At 72.4% G+C, this 18,744-nt stretch carries 15 protein-coding genes; 12 read left to right on the plus strand and 3 right to left on the minus strand.

Annotation, left to right across the window (positions count from 1 at the left end; translation table 11 throughout):
• The first annotated feature begins 44 nt into the window (after positions 1-44).
• Both ACIRVH_RS14225 and ACIRVH_RS14230 read left to right on the plus strand, forming a co-directional pair.
• Complete coding sequence (locus ACIRVH_RS14225) at positions 45-1,286, plus strand: amidohydrolase (RefSeq protein ID WP_403952254.1); 1,242 nt, start codon at positions 45-47, stop codon at positions 1,284-1,286.
• Positions 1,287-1,405: 119 nt separating this feature from the next.
• A complete protein-coding gene (locus ACIRVH_RS14230) occupies positions 1,406-3,403 on the plus strand; it encodes an Ig-like domain repeat protein (protein WP_403952256.1) in 1,998 nt (665 codons plus the stop codon).
• Between the two features lie 5 nt (positions 3,404-3,408).
• On the opposite strand, the gene ACIRVH_RS14235 is transcribed toward ACIRVH_RS14230, so the two are convergent.
• Together ACIRVH_RS14235 and ACIRVH_RS14240 are read right to left on the minus strand one after the other, a co-directional pair.
• A complete protein-coding gene (locus ACIRVH_RS14235; RefSeq protein ID WP_403952259.1) occupies positions 3,409-4,467 on the minus strand; it encodes a hypothetical protein in 1,059 nt (352 codons plus the stop codon).
• Between the two features lie 66 nt (positions 4,468-4,533).
• The gene (locus tag ACIRVH_RS14240; RefSeq protein WP_403953024.1) at positions 4,534-5,676 is read right to left on the minus strand and encodes a PP2C family protein-serine/threonine phosphatase; all 1,143 of its coding nucleotides are present in this window, start codon (positions 5,674-5,676) and stop codon (positions 4,534-4,536) included.
• A gap of 164 nt (positions 5,677-5,840) precedes the next feature.
• Between ACIRVH_RS14240 and ACIRVH_RS14245 the strand changes: the two genes are divergently transcribed.
• Positions 5,841-6,287, plus strand: coding sequence for a hypothetical protein (locus ACIRVH_RS14245; protein ID WP_403952262.1), 447 nt, complete (start codon positions 5,841-5,843; stop codon positions 6,285-6,287).
• Between the two features lie 231 nt (positions 6,288-6,518).
• Positions 6,519-7,463 carry a hypothetical protein gene (locus ACIRVH_RS14250; RefSeq protein WP_403952265.1) on the plus strand — a complete coding sequence of 315 codons (945 nt, stop codon included), beginning with the start codon at positions 6,519-6,521 and terminating at the stop codon, positions 7,461-7,463.
• A gap of 286 nt (positions 7,464-7,749) precedes the next feature.
• Here ACIRVH_RS14250 and ACIRVH_RS14255 read toward each other — a convergent pair whose 3' ends face one another.
• A complete protein-coding gene (locus ACIRVH_RS14255) occupies positions 7,750-9,075 on the minus strand; it encodes a PLP-dependent aminotransferase family protein (protein ID WP_403952267.1) in 1,326 nt (441 codons plus the stop codon).
• A gap of 107 nt (positions 9,076-9,182) precedes the next feature.
• Between ACIRVH_RS14255 and ACIRVH_RS14260 the strand changes: the two genes are divergently transcribed.
• From ACIRVH_RS14260 to ACIRVH_RS14295, 8 genes are all read left to right on the plus strand, one after another.
• Complete coding sequence (locus ACIRVH_RS14260) at positions 9,183-9,971, plus strand: alpha/beta fold hydrolase (protein ID WP_403952269.1); 789 nt, start codon at positions 9,183-9,185, stop codon at positions 9,969-9,971.
• A 9-nt stretch (positions 9,972-9,980) separates the two neighbouring features.
• Entirely contained in the window at positions 9,981-10,940 is a 960-nt protein-coding gene (locus ACIRVH_RS14265; RefSeq protein WP_403952272.1) for an endonuclease/exonuclease/phosphatase family protein, read from the plus strand.
• A gap of 38 nt (positions 10,941-10,978) precedes the next feature.
• A complete protein-coding gene (locus tag ACIRVH_RS14270; RefSeq protein WP_403952274.1) occupies positions 10,979-12,925 on the plus strand; it encodes an FUSC family protein in 1,947 nt (648 codons plus the stop codon).
• A gap of 122 nt (positions 12,926-13,047) precedes the next feature.
• Entirely contained in the window at positions 13,048-14,760 is a 1,713-nt protein-coding gene (locus ACIRVH_RS14275; protein WP_403952277.1) for a VWA domain-containing protein, read from the plus strand.
• Between the two features lie 152 nt (positions 14,761-14,912).
• The gene (gene metG, locus ACIRVH_RS14280) at positions 14,913-16,628 is read left to right on the plus strand and encodes a methionine--tRNA ligase (RefSeq protein ID WP_403952280.1); all 1,716 of its coding nucleotides are present in this window, start codon (positions 14,913-14,915) and stop codon (positions 16,626-16,628) included.
• A gap of 135 nt (positions 16,629-16,763) precedes the next feature.
• Positions 16,764-17,528 carry a hypothetical protein gene (locus tag ACIRVH_RS14285; RefSeq protein WP_403952283.1) on the plus strand — a complete coding sequence of 255 codons (765 nt, stop codon included), beginning with the start codon at positions 16,764-16,766 and terminating at the stop codon, positions 17,526-17,528.
• A gap of 287 nt (positions 17,529-17,815) precedes the next feature.
• Complete coding sequence (locus tag ACIRVH_RS14290; protein WP_403952285.1) at positions 17,816-18,307, plus strand: hypothetical protein; 492 nt, start codon at positions 17,816-17,818, stop codon at positions 18,305-18,307.
• 1 nt (position 18,308) lies between these two features.
• Positions 18,309-18,653, plus strand: a complete 345-nt coding sequence (locus ACIRVH_RS14295) for a hypothetical protein (protein ID WP_403952287.1) — start codon at positions 18,309-18,311, stop codon at positions 18,651-18,653.
• The last annotated feature ends 91 nt before the right edge of the window (positions 18,654-18,744 follow it).

Raw genomic sequence — 18,744 nt, forward strand, 5'->3', positions numbered from 1 at the left:
ACGGCTCTCCCCCCGTGTCCCGCCGGGGGCCTACCCTTCTCCCCGTGACCTCTCCCGCAGCGCGCACCGCTCTGGATCTCACCGCCGGACTCCCGGTCCCGGACCTGGAGGACTTCTACCGCGACCTGCACCGTCACCCCGAGCTGTCGTTGAGCGAGCACCGCACCGCCGGGAAGCTCGCCGGGCGGCTCAAGGAGGCCGGGTTCGAGACGGCCGAGGGGATCGGTGGCACCGGGGTCGTGGGGGTGCTGCGCAACGGGGACGGGCCGACGGTGTTGCTGCGCGCCGACATGGACGCGCTGCCGGTGCAGGAGGAGACCGGACTGCCCTACGCCTCGCGGACGGACGGGGTGATGCACGCCTGCGGGCACGATCTGCACGTCACCTGGCTGGCGGGCGCGGCCGAGGCGTTGGCGGCCGGGCGGGAGACCTGGAACGGCACCCTGCTGGTCGTGGGGCAGCCCGCCGAGGAGACCGGGCAGGGCGCCGCCCGGATGGTCACGGACGGGCTGTACGAGCGCTTCGGGCGCCCGGACGTGCTGCTCGGGCAGCACGCGGCCCCGGGCCCGACGGGTCTGTACCCGCACGTGCCGGGCCTGATCATGTCGGCGTCGACGGACGTGGACATCGTGGTGCACGGCCGGGGCGGCCACGGTTCGCGGCCCGAGTCGACCGTGGACCCGGTGGTGACCGCCGCCTACCTGGTCACCCGGCTGCAGACGGTCGTCTCCCGGGAACTGGCCGCCCGCGAGGCCGCGGTGCTCACCGTGGGCCGGATCGAGGCGGGCACCCGGCACAACATCATCCCGTCCGAGGCACGCATCGAGCTGAACCTGCGCACCCAGTCGGAGGAGGTGCGGGAGCGGATGCTGGCCGCGATCCGCCGGATCGCGCAGGGCGAGTGCCTGGCCGCCGGCTGCCCGCGCGAGCCCGGGATCACCCTCGGCAACAGCTTCCCGGAGACGGTCAACGACGTCGGCACGGACACCGCGGTGGCCGCCGTGCACCGCGAGGTCTTCGGCGCGGCCACGGTGTTCGACCCGGGCCCGGCGATGGGCAGCGAGGACTTCCCCGAGCTGGCGCTGGGCTCGATCCCGTACTCCTACTGGTTCGTGACGACCACTCCGGCCGAGGTGTGGGAGAAGGCCCCGGGCACGACGTTCCCGGAGAAGTTCTCGGCCGTACCGAGCAACCACAGCCCCCACTTCGCGCCCGACCTGTCCACGATCGCCCCGGGTGTCCGGACCCTGGTCTCGGGGGCGCTCGCCTTTTTGTCAGTGGCATGACCTAGTCTTCGCGGCCTAGTCTTCACTCATCCGCCACGCACGGCACACAGGGGGCTTACACATCAGCCGTGCCGCGTGGCGCTCACCTCACTCATTCGTTCCGGGGGGTTCGAATCAGCGTGCGTATGCGCACCCTCACGACTGCCACCACCCTGGCCGTCCTCTTCAGCTCGGCGGCCCTCGCCGCCACTCCGGCAGCCGCCGACTCCACCAAGATCCTGCCGATCAAGTCGGCGGGTGACATCGTGGTGGACGGCGTCCACCAGCGGATCTTCGTCAGTGACCCGTACCAGGGCAAGGTCGTCGCCACGGACTACAGCGGCTCCGTCGTCGGCTCGGTGACCTCCCTGCCGGGCGTCACCGGCCTGCAGCTGTCCGCCGACTCGGGCACGGTGTACGCGGCCTCGCCGGGCGCGGACGCGATCGTGGCCATCGACACGACGACGGTGGCGGAGTCCACCCGGTACGCGACCGGCGACGGCACGGACCCGGCCCACCTCGCCCTGGCCGGCGGCAAGCTGTGGTTCGGCTACGGCACCGCCGAGCACGGCCACATCGGTTCGCTGGACCTGTCGGGCACCGATCCGGTGGTGACCCTGGACCAGGACCCCGACACCGACTACCCCGGCGCCCCGCTGCTCGCCGCCACGCCCGGCGCCCCGAACACCCTGGCCGCCGCGGCTCCGGAGTATTACAACTCCTGGCTCGGCGTGTACGACGTCGCCACGGGTACCGCCACCCGCACCGCCCGCTACGGCGGCTCCACCGGCGGCCTCGGCTCCACGTCCGACCTCGCCCTCACGCCCGACGGAAGCCGTCTGATCACGGCCAACCCCGGCAACCAGCACCACGTGTGGAAGACCTCGGACCTCACTCCACTGAGCGGCTACACCACCGAGTACCACCCGAGCTCCGTCGCGATCGCCGACGACGGCACGGTCGCCGCAGGCACCGACGCCCCGTACGACCCGTCGCTGTACATGTTCAACCCGGGCACCACGACCCCGGTCCGCGAGTACACCTGGCCCGACACCGACAACATCAGCGGATACGACGAGCTGGGGAACGCCAACCTGGCCTGGGAGCCCGGCACGGGCGCGGGCCGGCTTTTCGCGCTGACCCACAACTACAACAGCGTGTACACGCTCCGCGTCCTGACGGACTCCACCAAGTCCAAGCCCGTCCTGACGGTCGACGCCCCCGCCACCGCAACCCGCGCCAAGTCGCTCACCGTCAAGGGCACGCTCACCGCGACGCTGCCGCTGCCTGCCGGCACCCCCCTGCAGGTCACCCGCACCGATCTGGAGTCGCCGAACAGCAAGTCGCTCGGCACCAAGTCCCTCGGCACCGGCGGCAAGTTCTCCTTCACCGACACCCCGCCGGCCGGTGGCAAGGTCACGTACACGGTGACGTACGCGGGCGACGCCCAGCACACCTCCGCGAAGGCCTCCGACACCGTGGACGTCTCCCGCGCCAAGCCCACGCTGACGATCAACAACAACGGCAAGGTGTACTCCTACGGCAAGGACGTGAAGTTCACGGCCCACCTGGGGACCACCTACAAGAACCGCACGGTGGAGATCTGGGCCGACCCGTTCGGCTCCGACAAGCCGAAGAAGCTGGTGAAGTCCGGGAAGGTCAACTCCGACGGCAACCTGTCGGTCACCCTGGACCTGAAGCGCGACACCAAGGTCACCGCGAAGTTCGCCGGTGACTCCCGCTACCAGCCCCGGTCGGCCTCCAGCACGGTCGGCGCCCGGGTGAGCGTGTCGACGTCGCTCAGCAACAACTACAAGTCGGTGTACACGTGGGGCCACACGTACGCCTTCTTCCACAAGTCCAAGGACCCGCTGACCACGACGAAGATGACGTACTACCCGGGCCGCCAGCAGCGCCTGGAGTTCCAGGTGTACTACCAGGGCAAGTGGTACGACGGCGACCCGATGTACTTCCCGCTGGGCTCCGACGGCGTGTCCAAGGTGCGGATGACCGGTGACCACAGCCAGGACGTCGGCTGGCGCTTCCGGGTGCGCTCCTCGTACTACAACGCCACCTCCGGTGACAGCGTGAACTCCACGACGCACGGCGCCTGGAAGTACCTCACCTTCACCAACTGAGGCCGCTACCCGGCCGCCTGGAGCTGCCGCAGGTGCCGCTGGACGTTCTCCAGCGCGCCCTGCCGGCGGCCGGGCACCCGGAGCCTCAACTCCGCGAGCGCGGGTCCGAGTTCACGGGCCCGCGCCGCGTCCTTGATGCACCCCCACTGATGGTGGGCGCGGTCCACGGCCGCCTCCACCGCGGGCGCGTCCACCGCCTGCCCGGCAGCGAGCCGCACCCCGGCCACACTCAGCCAGGCCCGGCAACTGCGCACGGAGTCCCCCGCGAACATCGCCAGATCGGCCCGGACTTCGGCCCAGTGCAGCGCCTCGTCGGAGGCGGGCCCACAGGCACGCACGGCCCCCTGCTCGTGCTGCGCGGCGAGCGCGTCGGCGTCGGCGTGCCGCCCGGCCTGGACGGCGGCGCTGATGGCGGCGTGGGGATCGCCGGTCGGCCGAGGCCGAGCGGTGAGCAGGATGTTCGTCGGTGCTTCGTCGGCGATCCGCGCCAGGGCCTGGTGGTGCAACTGGTCCAAGGGCGGCCGGTGTCCACTGCGCAACAGCGTCGCCACCGCCTTCATGTACGACGGCTCGGCCAGACCCCGCCGCCCGGAGGGGGGTGCGATGCGGCCGTAGACCGCGCTGGTGCGGCCCGAGTCGAGCGGCCGCTGGGCGAGGTGCTGCCAGGTCTCGGCGTCCGCGTGCAGGTCCACGAAGAGTGCCGTGGACCCCGCGGAGCGCAGCCGCAGTTCCTCCCTGATCCAGTGCCACGGCAGTGCCGTGTAGCGGACGGTGGCCGGGGTGGTGCGGGCCAGGGCCAGGTGGGGCTGGTGCTGGCGGCGGTCCAGGTGGAGTTGCCCGGTGATGTACACGGTGAGCGGTCCGGGTGCGGCCGCGGCGGCGCGCAGCCGGGTGAGGACGGCCTGCGGCTCCAGCGGGTCGGCGAGTTCGACCACGTTCGCGGTGTCGGTGCCGGACAGCACCGCAGGGGCGACCGCGGCCAGCACGGGCAGCACCCCGGCCGCGTCCACCAGGCGCCCCCGGCCCAGCGGCGAGGCCGCGAGCAGCAGCACGGTTCCGGGCATCGTCCCTCCCCCTTGTCGATCGCCCTACTGCCAGCACCGTAACCGCTGCTGCTGCAAAGGCGCGTCTCAGGACTGCAAACGTCCCCGTACGGGGTCTTCGCCCGCCCGTCGGACGGCGAAGACCGTGGTGTCGTCCTCCAGGCGGCCGCCGCAGTGCAGCAGCACGCCGTCACGGACCATGCGGACCAGGCGCCGCGGCTCGGCCCGCCCCGGGTCGGCCTCGACCGCCCGGGCCACTTCCCGGGTCAGCGGGTAGAACTCCCCGGCGGCGTCCCGCGCCTCGGTGACCCCGTCGGTCACCATGAGCAGGGTCTCCTCGCGCCCGAACGGCACCCGGTGCAGCGGTGGGCATCCGGGCACGAGGTCGCCGAACCCGAGCGGCAGGCCGTCGCCGGCGGGCAGGGCGCGCACCCCGTGCGGTCCGACGGCGAGCGGGGGCTCGTGCCCGAAGTTGATCAGCTCGATCGTGTCCGGGGTGCCTGCGGGGAAGCCCAGCAGGACGGCGGTGGCGAAGCGGTCGCCGTCGTCCCGGCCGAGGGCGGTGGTGTGCCCGCGGTGCCGGACCATGCGCACCTCGAGCCGCCGGGCGACGGTCGCCAGGTCCGCCTCGTGGTAGCCGGCCTCCCGGAAGGTGCCGAGCAGCGCGGCCGCCGTCTCCACCGCGCCCAGGCCCTTGCCCTGCACGTCCCCGAGGAGGACGCGGGTGCCGTGCGGGCCGGGCTGGATGTCGTAGAAGTCCCCGCCGACCTGGGCCTCGACGTCGGCGGCCAGGTACACGCCCGCCTGCTCCAGGCCCGCCCAGACCGGCGGCAGCGGGCGCAGCACGGTACGCCGGGTGGTCTCGGCGATGTCCCGGATGTGCAGCATCTGCTGTTCCCGGCGCACCCGCACGGCGGAGGCCAGCACCCCGAGGGCACCGCCGAGGGCGACCAGGACGAAGTCGCCGAGTCCGGCCGGGTACTCGCCCGGCCAGGCGTTGTCCACGACGAAGTACGTCGCCAGCGACAGCACGGCGAAGGCGGCCGTCCCCCACGCGCCGCAGATCGCGGCGGCGATGCCGGGCACCAGAACGATCCAGGAAACGATCCGGAACGCCTCGGTGGTGTTGATGTCCACCAGCACGATGCCGACGAGCAGCAGCAGGGGCGGCACCCAGGCGATGCTCCGGCCACGGACCCGCAGCAACTGCCGCCGGAGCCGGTACTCCATGTCCGTCACGGCCGGGCAGCCCTCCACGTCCTCGGAGAAATTCAGCGAAACACGGGAACATGGGCGCCGCATCCGGGCACTCGTCACTCTGTCGGCCGACTTGCCAGGGCGTCCCCCCAGGTGTGCTCTGGTAGGCGGGGGCGAGGAGAGAGAGGAGTGCTCTCATGGCTCAAGCGGCACCCGCACCCGGCGGCATGGTCCGGGGCGGTCGTACTCCCGACGTCTTCAGCGAGCGCACGCACGCGGTGGCGAAGGTCGCCGTACCCGTCGTGCTCGGGCTCATCTACGGGTACTGGGCCGCGGCCAACACCCGCTACGGCGGGCCCATCACCGGTTGGAACCTGCTGTTCGGCTTCGTGACGGCGATCGTGTTCGCGGCCGTCTGGATGGGTCTGGCGGCCCTCACCCCGCGGCTGCCGCGCGAGCTGCACGCGGCGCTGTGGGCCGCCTTCACCGGCATCGCGGTCGGCTTCCTGTACAGCCTGAGCGGCCGCGGCCACTCCGTCCTGGCGTCGACGGGCCTGGGCGTGGCGTTCGCCGTGGTCGTGGGCGGCGTGCTGTTCTACCGCTACTACACGCACGAGGACGGGCTGGGAAACCGCATCCGCTGAGCAGCCGAGTACACGGGACGCGCGTGGACCCCGGCCGGAGACCGGCCGGGGCCCACGCACTCCCCTGTAACTCCCTCCTCACCAGCACCAGAAAACACCCGTTCGGAGGAACCCTCCACCGGAGAGCGGAATGCCCGGCTCCGCCAGGTGGCGCGGCCGTTCGGCTTGACATTTCCCCCGAATGCAGTCGTACCACTCGCCCACCGGGCCCCGCGGGCCTTGCCTGGAAGCGTGCCCCCACGCCTCAGGAGCTCCCTGTCGGCCGTACTGATCGCCCTGTCCTGCCTGCTCGTGCCGTTCGGCGCGCTGGCGGCCTGGGCGTCGTACGGGCTCGCCGACACGGGCCGGTACGTCACCACGATGGCCCCGCTCGCCGCCGACCCGGATGTGCGGGAAGCCGTGGCCAAGACGGTCGGGGACGGCATCCTGCGCGAGGTGGACCAGCGGATGGACGTCCGCGGGGTACACGGCTCGGTCGCCCCGTTCGTGCACGACGCGGTGCGCTCCTTCACCCAGACCCGCGCCTTCCGGCTGGCCTGGGACACCGGCAACCGGGTCACGCACGACGCGATCCTGCGCGCCCTGCGCGCGGAGGACCCGGCCGAGGACGCGGGCGAGCGCCCGGTCACCGTGGACCTCGCCCCCGTCACCGCCCAGGTCAAGCAGCAGCTCACCGACGACCACATTCCGCTCGCCGCCCGCATCCCGGTGGAGCACACCGCGGTCCCCGTGCTCCAGGCGGGCGAGGTGGGCCGGCTCAGGAAGGGATTCCACGTGCTCGAAGTCGCCGGCTTCTGGCTCCCGGTCGCGGCCGTCGTCTTCGCCGTCGCCGGAATCGCCCTGGCCGTCCACCGCCGCCGCGCCGTCGCTGCGACCGCGCTGGGCACGGCCCTGGGCGGCGCCCTCCTGATCCTCGCCCTCACCATCGGCCGCAGCCTCACCCTCGCCGGCCTCCCCGCCGACGTCCCCCACCCCGCGGCGGCCGCGATCTACGACGCCCTGACCGCCACCCTGCGCACCACGTCCTGGCTCCTCCTGGCCCTGGGCCTCACCGTGGCCCTGACCACCTGGCTGACCCGCCGCCTGCACCTCCCCCGCCCCTCCCACCGCCCCCACGAGGACCCCGCAGCCCCCACCCCGACCCAGCCTCCGGCCACGACCCGAGCCAGAGCCTGAGCCCGTCATCGAGCAGGAGCCGAAGGCGAAGCCGAGGCGCACGACGCCCCGCAGGCCGCCGACGGCGACAACACCCCGCAGGGGCCACCCGCACCCGACGACGAAAGCAACACGGGCAGTGCGGGCGGGAATCCAATCCCGCCGAAGGCGAAGCCGAGGCGCACGACGCCCCGCAGGCCGCCGACGGCGACAACACCCCACAGGGGCCACCCGCACCCGACGACGAAAGCAACACGGGCAGTGCGGGCGGGAATCCAATCCCGCCGAAGGCGAAGCCGAGGCGGCCCTACCCCCGCGCAACCCCCGCAAGCACCCGCAACGCCCGCGCCAGCTCCCCCTCCGGCACCGACGCAAGCCCGACCCGCACGGCATCCGGCGTACGACTCGGGTCCACGGAGAACGCCGTACCCGGGGTCACCGCGATGCCACGCGCCCGCGCCGCCGCGGTGAACGTGTCCGCCCGCCACCCCCCGGGCAGCTCCCACCACGCGAAGTACCCCGCCGGATCAGCCCGCACGGCAAACCCCTCCAACTCCGCCGCAACCACCCGCTGCCGCCGCCCCGCATCCTCCCGCTTCGCCTCGACCAACCGCGCCACACTCCCGTCCCCGATCCACCGCACAGCCGCCTCCAGCGCGAAGCACCCCGCACTCCACCCCCCGGACCGGACGGCCCGCGCCACCGCCTCCACCCGCCCGCCGGGTACGACGACGAACCCGACCGTGAGCCCCGGCGCAACCCGCTTGGACAGCCCGTCGACGACGTGCACGAGCCCCGGCGCGAGATCGGCGAGCGCGGGTTCGCCGCCAGGGTGCAGGAAGGACCAGATCCGGTCCTCCACGACCGGTATCCCCAGGCTGTGGACGACCTCGGCCAGCCGCACCCGCCGCTCCGCGCTCAGGGTCAGCGAGGTCGGATTGTGCAGCGTCGGCTGAAGGTAGAGCGCGGACAGGGGAGCGGCACGATGAACCGCCGCCACGGACTCCGCCAGCAGCCCCTCCGCATCCGCCGCAAGCGGGACCAGGGTGACACCGAGCCGCCCCGCGATCTCCTTGACCAGCGGATACGTCAACGGCTCCACACCGACCCGCCCACCCGGCCGCACCAGGGAGGCGAGCGTCGCGGCGATGGCCTGCCGGGCGTTGCCGGTGAAGAGGATCCCGTCGGGGTCGGGCCGCGGACCACCGCCGGCCAGCAGCCCCGCGACCGCCTCCCGCGCCGCCGCACTGCCGGCGGCCGGGGCGGGCCGCATCGCCTCGGCCAGCGCGTCCGGCCGCACCAGGGACGCGAGCGCGGGAGCCAGCAGCTCCGCCTGGCCGGGCGCGGAGGGGTAGTTGAGCTCCAGGTTCACGGGCGCGCCGCCCGCCGCCTCGGTCAGCGCGTGCCCCGGCTGCACGTCCGGCGGGGTGGCCCGGACGAACGTACCGCGCCCGACCTCGCCCACCACCAGCCCGCGGCGGACGAGCTCCGCGTACACCCGCCCGGCCGTCGACGCGGCGATCCCGTGCCGTCGGGCGAACGCCCGCTGCGGCGGCAGCCGCTGCCCCGGCCGGAGCCGGCCGCCGCTGATGTCGCCCGCGATCCGGTCGGCGATACGCCGGTAGTCGTCCACGACTCCCCCTGCCGTCACAAGTCCCCCAGCCGTACCGGCACATCGGATTGCACCGAGGGCAAAGATTTTATTGCACCGAGAAGTTGGGGGGACCTAGGGTCGGTCACATGCCCCCCTTCCTCTCGTACGAGGACAAAAACCCCGGAATCTCCTCCCGGGTCCCCCTCGTCCTCGTCCACGGCCACCCCTTCGACCGCACCATGTGGACCCCGCAGCTGGCCGCGTTCTCCGCCGGCCGCCGGGTGATCGCCCCCGACCTGCGCGGCTACGGCTCCTCCCCGCTGACCCCCGGCACCGTCCCGCTCGCCCGCCACGCCCAGGACATCGAGGAACTGCTGGACTTCCTGGGAGTGGACTCCTTCGTGCTGGCAGGACTGTCCATGGGCGGCCAGATCGCCATGGAGTGCTACCACCGCTTCGGCGACCGCGTCCGGGGCCTGGTCCTCGCCGACACCTTCCCCGACCCCGAGACGCCCGAGGGCAGGCGGGGCCGGAACGCCATGGCCGACCGGCTGCTCGCCGAGGGCATGCGCGGCTACGCCGACGAGGTCCTGGAGAAGATGGTCGCCCCGTACGCCGCCCCCGAGGTCAAGGCCCACGTCCACCGCATGATGACGGCCACCGCCCCCGAGGGCGCCGCGGCCTCCCTGCGCGGCCGCGCCGAACGCCCCGACTACCGCCCCCTGTTGACCAGGGTGACCGTGCCCGCGCTGGTCGTCGTGGGCGCCGACGACACGTACACCCCGGTGGCGGACGCGGAGGCGATGCACACGGCGCTGCCCGACTCCGTCCTGCACGTCGTCGCGGGCGCGGCCCATATGCCGAACCTGGAACGGGCGGCGGAGTTCAACGAGGTGTTGGAGAAATTCCTGACCGGGGTCGACCCACGCTCGTAGGCTCGAGGAGTGACACGAAGCCCTGGGCGCGGACTCGGTTCCTGGTCGGCCGGACTGCTGCTCGCCGGGGTCAGCGTGGTCGTCGGCTGTCGCGTGGCCGGCACCGACGGCATCACGCCCGTGCCGCAGCTGCTCGCCTTCCTGCCCTGGCTGCTCGTGCCGACCGGCGTCGCCCTGCTGTGCGCGCTGCTCGCCCGCTGGTGGCCGGGGCTGGTGTGGGGAGTCGTCGTACTGGGGCTGCTGGCCTGGTACCTGGAGCCGTACGGGAAGACCACGGAACCGGTCGGCCCGCCCCTCGCCGCCCTGCGCGTACTGACCTCGAACGTGGAGTTCGGGCGCGGCACCCCCGCCCTGGTCCCGCAGATCCGCCGCCTGCGCCCCGACCTGGTCTTCGTCGAGGAGTGCGAGTACACCTGCCAGGCCACGCTGGAGCGGGACTTCGCCCGCGCCTACCCCCACCGGCAGGCGGTGGCCGCGGGCGGCTCCCACGGCTCGCTCATCCTGAGCCGCTTCCCGCTGAAGGGCACGGCCGGCGTCCGCGGCACGATGGGCATGCCCGGCGCAGTGGCCGACGTACGCGGCCACGCCGTCCGCGTGCAGCTCGCCCACCCCATGCCTCCGCTCGTCCGCCAGGTGGGCCTCTGGCAGCGGGAGCTGGGCCGGCTCCGCGCCTTCGCAGCCGCCGACCCGCACACGCCCACGATCCTCGCGGGCGACTTCAACGCCTCCCAGGACCACGCGGCCTTCCGCCGCGTCCTGGACGCCGGCCTGACCGACGCCGCCCGCCTCGACGGCCACGACCGCACCCCCAGCTGGCCCGCCCGCACGTCCTCCGTCATCGGCGCCCAGATCGACCACGTCCTGCTCTCCACCCCGGACTTCTCCGCGACCGACGCCCGTTTCCTGCGCCTGACCGGTACCGACCATCGCGCCCTCGTTGTCGACATCACGCTCCACCAGCGCAGATGACCCGGGGCGGGCCGGACCGAAGCGGTCATAATGGGCGCATGTCCAGCGAGTTCCCCATCGGCCTCACCCCTCCCGACTGGCTGGTCCGGAACCTCAAACCCCACCGGGCACCCCTCAACTGGGCCGCGATGGCCCGGGCCGCACTCGCGATGGCACTCCCGCTGGCGATCGGACTCGCGGCCGGTCGGCCGACCTACGGCGCGCTCGCCTCCATGGGCGCCCTGTCCGGCGTCATCAGCGACACCGCCGACGCCTACCGCATGCGCATCGTCAACATCGCCGTCCCCCAGCTCTTCGGCGCGGTGGGCGTCACCGTGGGCACCCTGGTGTACGGCCAGGGCTGGTACGCGGTGGCCGCCGTCACCGGCGTCGCCCTGGTGTCCGGAATGATCTCGACGATCGGCGTGGTGTCCTCCGTGTCGGGACTGCTGCTGCTCCTGAACGCCGTGATCGGCGCCGGACTTCCGCTCCCCGGCCCCTGGTGGCTGCCCCCAGCCCTGATGAGCGGCGGCGGCCTGCTCGTCCTCGCCCTGGCGCTGCTCGCCTGGCCACTGCGGGCCGGGGTGCCGGAACGCGCGTCGGTGGGGACCGCGTACCGCACGGTGGCCGACCTGCTGGCAGCCTGCGCCGACCCGGACCCGGACCGCTACACCGCCATCCGCTTCGAGGTCACCCAGTCCCTCAACCAGGCCTACGACCTCATCCTCGCCCACCGCGCCCGCCACCACGGCCGCAGCCGCGAACTCACCCGGCTCCTAGCCCAGTTGAACGCGATCACTCCGGTGGTCGAGGCGGCCCCCGCCGTCCACCTCGCCGGCCGCCCGCTCCCGCCGGAGGTTCCGGAGGCGGTCCGCCACCTGGCCGAGGCCATCGAGACCGGCTACACCGGCCCGATAGCCCTGCCGCACCTCCCCGCCCCCACCACGGAGACGGCCCGGGCCGTCGACCACGCCCTGCGCCACACGGCCGAGGTCGTCACGGCCCCCGACGTGGACCCCCGGGGAATCGACGACCGCCTGGGCCGCCCCGCCACCCCGAGCATCCGCACGGCCCGCGCGGCCCGCAACGTGGTCCTCTCCGCGAACTCCTGGCGCTACGGCCTGCGCCTCGCGCTGTGCATCGGCATCGCGCAGGCCCTGGTCTCCCTCATCCCCGTCCCGCGCTCCTACTGGGTGGCCCTGACCATCACCTTCGTCCTCAAGCCCGACTTCGGCTCGGTGTTCTCACGGGCCCTGCTGCGGGCGCTGGGCACGGTGGCGGGCCTGGTGATCGCGGCGGCGGTACTGGCCGAGGTACCCCCCGGCTGGTGGGACGTCCCCGTCATGCTCGTCCTCGCCCCGCTGATCCCTGCCCTGACCCCCAGGGGCTACGGCTACCAGACAGCAGCGATCACCCCGGTGATCCTCCTCCTCTCGGACATCCTGAACCACAAGGGCACCGCCCTCCTGCTTCCCCGCCTCCTGGACTCCCTCATGGGCTGCGCGATCGCCCTGATCGCCGGGTACCTCCTGTGGCCGGAGAGCTGGCACACCCGGGTCGGCGACCGCCTGGCGGACGCCGTCGCGGACACGGCGGTCTACGTCGAGGCGGCGTTCCGCGCGGACACCGACCCCGCCGGCCGCGCCCGCATGCGCCGCCGCCTCTACCGCGACCTCTCGACCATCCGCACGGAGTTCCAGCGGGCCTTGACGGAACCCCCACCGACCGGTCGCCGCGCGGCGGCCTGGTGGCCCCTGGTGGTCGCGGTCGAGCGCATCGTCGACGCGACGACAGCGGCCCGAGTGCGGGTAAGACACGGAGCCCCGCCCCCGTCGGCAGCCGAAATCTCCCAAGTGTCGCTACAGCTGAGGGAGCTGTCGGACGGAGTACGAGAGGCGGAGACCCTGGTGGCAGTCCGCACAGACCTCACGGGCCCGTCGGGGAGCGTCCTGGAGCCCCTCCGTCAGGAAGTGGCTGCGGCGAGGGCGATCGCGTCGCCACACTGACATGCGGTCGAGACTCGGCTGAGACTCGCCCCTCCCCAAGATTGCAATCCCAGGCCGCTAACCTTACGTGTCCGTCCTGGCCAGGGATTGACGGGCATCAACTCACGCGAAGGGTTGCGCACATGGGCATTCTCACTCTCCTGCGGAACGCGTTCGGCCGGTCACGCAAAGCGCGTGCCGCCGACGCAGAGGGTGCGGAACAGGTTCCTTCGCAGGAGCAGCACCAGGAGCCGGCACCAATTCCCTCCCCGGCTACCGAGCCGACCCCCACCCCGACCCCCGAGATCCCCGAGCCCCGCTCGGCCTCGCCGGACGAGCACGATCTGGTCTCGGCAGCCTTCGACAACATCTCGGCCCCCAAGCCGGCAGAGGCCGAGCCGGCGGCCGAGGCCGAGCCCGAGCCGGTGGCGGAGCCCGTCACCGAGGTCGAGCCGATTGCGGAGCCCGAGCCGGTGGCGGAGGCCGAGCCCGAGGCGGCGGCTGAGACGGTAGCCGAGGTCGAGCCGGTGGCTGAGACGGTGGCCGAGCCCGAGCCGGTGGCCGAGGCCGCTCCGGAGCCCGAGCCGGTTGCGGAGACGGCGACCGAGCCGGTGGCCGAGGCCGAGCCGGCGGCGGAGCCCGTCGCCGAGGTCGAGCCTGTGGTGGAGACGGTGGCCGAGCCCGAGCCCGTCGTGGTGCCGGAGCCGGCCGCGGAGGCCACCCCGGAGCCCGAGCCGGTGATCGAGCCGGCGATCGAGCCGGAGCCCGCCACCGAGGCGGCACCGGAGCCCGAGCCCGTCTCAGAGGCCGCCCCGGCGGCTGAGCCCGAGCCCGTCGCGGTGCCGGAGCCGGCCGCCGAGGCCACCCCGGAGCCCGAGGCTGAGGCTGAGGCTGAGCCGGAGCCCGCCGCCGAGCCGGAGCCGCTGGCAGCCGAAGGCGAAGCCGAGGCGAAGGCCGCGAACGACGAGCCGCAGGCCGCCGACGGCGAGGACGCCCCGCAGGGGCCACCCGCACCCGACAACGAGACCCGCACGGGTGGTGCGGGTGGGAACGAGACCGCCGAAGGCGAAGCCGAGCCGGAGCCGGAGCCGGAGCCGGAGCCGGAGCCGGAGCCGGAGCCGGAGGCAACCTCCGAGGCGGAGCCGGAGCCGGAGCCGGAGGCAACCTCCGAGGCGGAGCCGGCCACGCTCAGCCCCGCAACCCCCCTCACCCGGGTCAAGTCCAGCACCCCCTCCCTCACCACCGCCTACAAGGCAGCCACCACCACCCTCAAGAAGACCGACCTCACCGGCACCCGAGCGAAGCTCTACCTCGTGCTCGACCGCTCAGCGAGCATGCGCCCGTACTACAAGGACGGCTCCGCCCAGGCCCTCGCCGACCAGACCCTCGCCCTCGCCGCCCACCTCGACCCCGAGGCCACGGTCCACGTCGTCCTCTTCTCGACGGAGGTCGACGGCACCACCGACCTCACCCTCACCCCGGACCACGAGACCAAGATCGACGACGTCCACGCCGCCCTCGGCCGCATGGGCCGTACCAGCTACCACGCCGCCGTGGAAGCCGTACTCACCCACCACGAGAAGACCGGGGACACCACCCCCGCCCTGGTGATCTTCCAGACGGACGGCGCCCCCGACGCGAAGACCCCGGCCACCCAGTCCCTCACCGAGGCCGCGAAGAAGCACCCCTCCGTGTTCTTCTCCTTCGTCGCCTTCGGGGAGCACGACAACAAGGCCTTCGACTACCTCCGCAAACTGAAGACCGACAACACGTCCTTCTTCCACGCCGGCCCGACCCCGCGCGAGCTGACGGACACGGAGCTGTACGAGGGCGTACTGGCGAACTGGCGCCCGTAAGCAACCACAACCGGCCGTAACGCCACATAACGCTCCGCACCCCCGTGCCGCCCGCTTCTCACCCCGTAAAACGGGAAGCGGGCGGCATACACATGTCGGCTACGATTTCAAGGTTCGTACACACAGCGACCGCGACCTGGGAGCAGCCCCCGATGGCTCGACACCTCATCACCAGCGCCCTTCCGTACATCAACGGGATCAAGCACCTGGGCAACATGGTGGGGTCCATGCTCCCGGCGGACGTGTACTCCCGGTACCTCCGCCAGCGCGGACACGACGTCCTGTACATCTGCGCGACCGACGAGCACGGCACCCCCGCCGAGCTGGCCGCCAAGGAGCAGGGCCTCCCGGTCGACGAGTTCTGCGCCCAGGCGCACGACGCGCAGAAGGCGGTCTACGACGGCTTCGCGCTGGCCTTCGACTACTTCGGCCGCAGCTCCAGCGCCGAGAACCGCGACATCACGCAGCACTTCGCCCGCAAGCTGAACGAGAACGGCTTCGTCGAAGAGCGCGCGATCCGCCAGGTGTACTCGCCCACCGACGGCCGCTTCCTCCCGGACCGCTACGTCGAGGGCACCTGCCCCCACTGCGGCTACGACAAGGCCCGCGGCGACCAGTGCGAGAACTGCACCCGCGTCCTCGACCCGACGGACCTGATCAACCCCCGCTCGGCGATCTCGGGCTCCACGGACCTGGAGGTCCGCGAGACCAAGCACCTCTTCCTCCTCCAGTCCAAGCTGGAGAACGAGGTCCGCGAGTGGGTCGCCCGGCACGACAAGGACTGGCCGCAGCTGGCCTCCTCCATCGCCCACAAGTGGCTGACCGAGGGCCTGCACGACCGCGCGATCACCCGTGACCTGGACTGGGGCGTCCCGGTCCCGGCGGACACCTGGCCGGAGCTGGCGGCCGCGGGCAAGGTCTTCTACGTCTGGTTCGACGCCCCGATCGAGTACCTGGGCGCGACCAAGGAGTGGGCCGACCAGGACCCGGAGAACCGCGACTGGAAGTCCTGGTGGTACGACGTCGACACCGACGTCCGCTACACGCAGTTCATGGCCAAGGACAACGTCCCGTTCCACACGGTGATGTTCCCGGCCACCGAGCTGGGCGTGCGCGAGCCCTGGAAGAAGGTCGACTTCGTCAAGGCCTTCAACTGGCTGACGTACTACGGCGGCAAGTTCTCCACCTCGCAGAAGCGAGGCGTCTTCACCGACCAGGCCCTGGAGATCCTCCCCGCCGACTACTGGCGCTACTTCCTGATCGCCAACGCGCCCGAGTCCGACGACTCGTCCTTCACCTGGGAGCACTTCACCGCCACGGTGAACAAGGACCTGGCCGACACCCTCGGCAACTTCGTCAACCGCGTCCTGTCCTTCTCCCGCAAGCGCTTCGGCGACGAGGTCCCCGCGGGCGGCGAGCCGGGCGAGGCGGAGACGCGGCTCGGCGAGGAGATCGCGCGCCTGCTCGCGGAGTACGAGGAGCACATGGAGGCCCTCCAGTTCCGCAAGGCGGCCGCCGCGCTGCGCGCCCTGTGGTCGGCCGGCAACTCCTACCTGGAGGAGAAGGCCCCCTGGCTGGAGATCAAGACCGACAAGGACGGCGCGGCCCTCACCCTGCGCACGGCGATGAACCTCATCCACCTCTACTCGGTGATCTCCGAGCCCTTCATCCCGGCGACGGCGAAGACCATGCGGGAGGCCTTCTCCCTGGCGGACGACACCGCGGCCTGGGCCACCCCGGAGGCGGCGAAGTCCCTCACCTCCGTCCCGGCCGGCACCCCCTTCACGGTCCCGCCGGTCCTGTTCGCCAAGCTGACGGACGAGGACCTGGAGACCTACAAGGAGCGCTTCGGCGGCCAGGAGGGGTGACGCCGTAACGGCCCCGCACCCGTCGTCGTACTACGTCACCACCCCCATCTCCTACGTCAGCGACGCTCCTCGCCCGGCCCGTGGCAATGAGGCCCGGAACCGCCATACGGTTTCGGGCCGCTAGGCTCCACCCCCGTGTCGCAACTCCCGAGCCTCGAACAGGCCACCATCGATGCGGTTCTCGGCCACGCAAGCCGTGCGACGCTGCCCTTCCAACGGGCCAACCGCCCGGGGCCGTACGCGACGGCCTTCTGGTTCAACGAGCTGGTGGCGAGCGACGGGGATGACGAAACGGTCCGCCAGTACCTGGTGACCGCCGCCGAGCAAACCCGCATGGAACTGGCCGAGGTGACCATACGGCCGGAGCTGTGCGACCCGGCACCCAGCGCGGAGAAGCTGCTGATGACCTCCTTCGCCGAAGGCTGGACGCACCTCGACGGTCTCGGCGTGGCCGTGATGCCCACCGGGGGCCTGCACACGTACGCGGACAGGAAGGGCTGGCGCTGGCGGACCGACGAGATAACCGACGGCATCGCGGCGCGCGCCGAGGACATCGCCAGTATCACGGCCGAGCCGGTCACGGCGTACGTCCTCGCCCACGACGTGGGTGCGGAGGGGGAACGGGACCAGGCGGTGGTGGTCGGCGCCCTCGCCCGCGCCGCCGACGGAACGATCCGCTGGAGCACCGAACTCCCGCAGGGCTGCGTGGGAGCCCCGGTCTTCTTCGGTCTCCGCCTGGAGGGCGACAGCTTCAAGCTGGTCTGCGCGGGAGTGGCCCTACCCACGGACGACCACGGGTTCGGCCATCACCCCGTAGCCACGTTCGACCGCATCCGAGCGGCCCTCGGCACCGCCGTCGCCCCCGGGGAGCGGCGCCGCTGGTGGCGCCGCCGCTCCTGAGGGGCCGCGGACCCATAGCCCCTCTCGGCAGGGACACGGACAGTGCCGGGGGCTGTAGCCACCTCGACGCAGGGGCACCGTCTGGGCCGAACTCGATGTCTCCGCACCGGAGCATGAAGAACCACGCTCCGGTGCGACCGGCCCTCTTCCCTGAGAAACCCGGGGAGAAAGAAACCCTGCCAAGCCCCACCCCTCCCGCCCGCCGCGCAAACTCACTCCAGCGAGTGAATATGCCCAACTCAGCTGGATTTGGGCCCGGTTGCCTGCCCTACGCTCAGCACCGGGAGTTGTCCCTGCTGGCGATCGGACTGGCCTGCCACATCCAGTCGCTCCCCACCGGCACCGCCATCGACAAGCCCCCGCCCCGCAAGCTCCTCCCCGCCGTACCCCAGCCCGCGCACCCCAGCCCCACCCTCAACCGCACGGCCACCGACCTCCTCGCCGGCCTCCGCCGTACAGACCCCCGCCTCCTCCTCTCCGTCGCCGACGCCGAACACCTCGCCCCCGGCGTCGCCGCCTGGCTGGAACGCGACCTCACTCCCACCGCCGTACGCCACGCCCTGACCAGGGACCTCCCCCAGGACCCGCTGCGCCGTCCGGCCGCCCTCCTGGCCCACCGCCGCGCCGCCCAGCTCCCGCCCCCACCGCCGTTCCGGACGCCGGCCGCGCGGCCCCCGGACCCACGGCACCCGTTCCAAACCTGCGACGGCTGCGCCTTCCGCTCTCCCCTGCCCGGCCACTGCCGCGACTGCCGATCCGACCTGATGGAGGCCGCCTAGCATGAACGTGGCCGACCACGGACGCGAGCTGATCCCCCGCCCCGAGCAGACCCCTGACGCCCTCCGTGCGGCCCTCGCCGTCGTTGCCCCAGGGCGCCTGGACGAGATGCAGGCCACGAAGGACGACGCCTTCGCCAAAGCCGTCGAGTGGCAGTCTTTGAGCCCTGTGCAGAGCTGGGTCCTCATCTGGGCCCGGGATATCGAGATCGCCCGCCGCCCCGACCTGTCCTCCCGCTTCGCTCAGGCGCAAAACACGCTGGAACACGAGGACCCTGCCACGGCTCAGGAAGCTCTGCGGCAGCTGAGCGCCGTCCTGGACGACGCCATGATGGCAGTACGCGGTTGAGCTGGAAGCGGGAGTACGCCTTCGGTGCGGAGAAAGCCGCCCGCACCGCTCCCGCCGGCGAACGTGTCTACGTCGTTCAGATCACCTGTCT

Source organism: Streptomyces sp. NPDC101165 (genome assembly GCF_044768135.1).
In the GTDB taxonomy this organism is placed as follows: domain Bacteria; phylum Actinomycetota; class Actinomycetes; order Streptomycetales; family Streptomycetaceae; genus Streptomyces.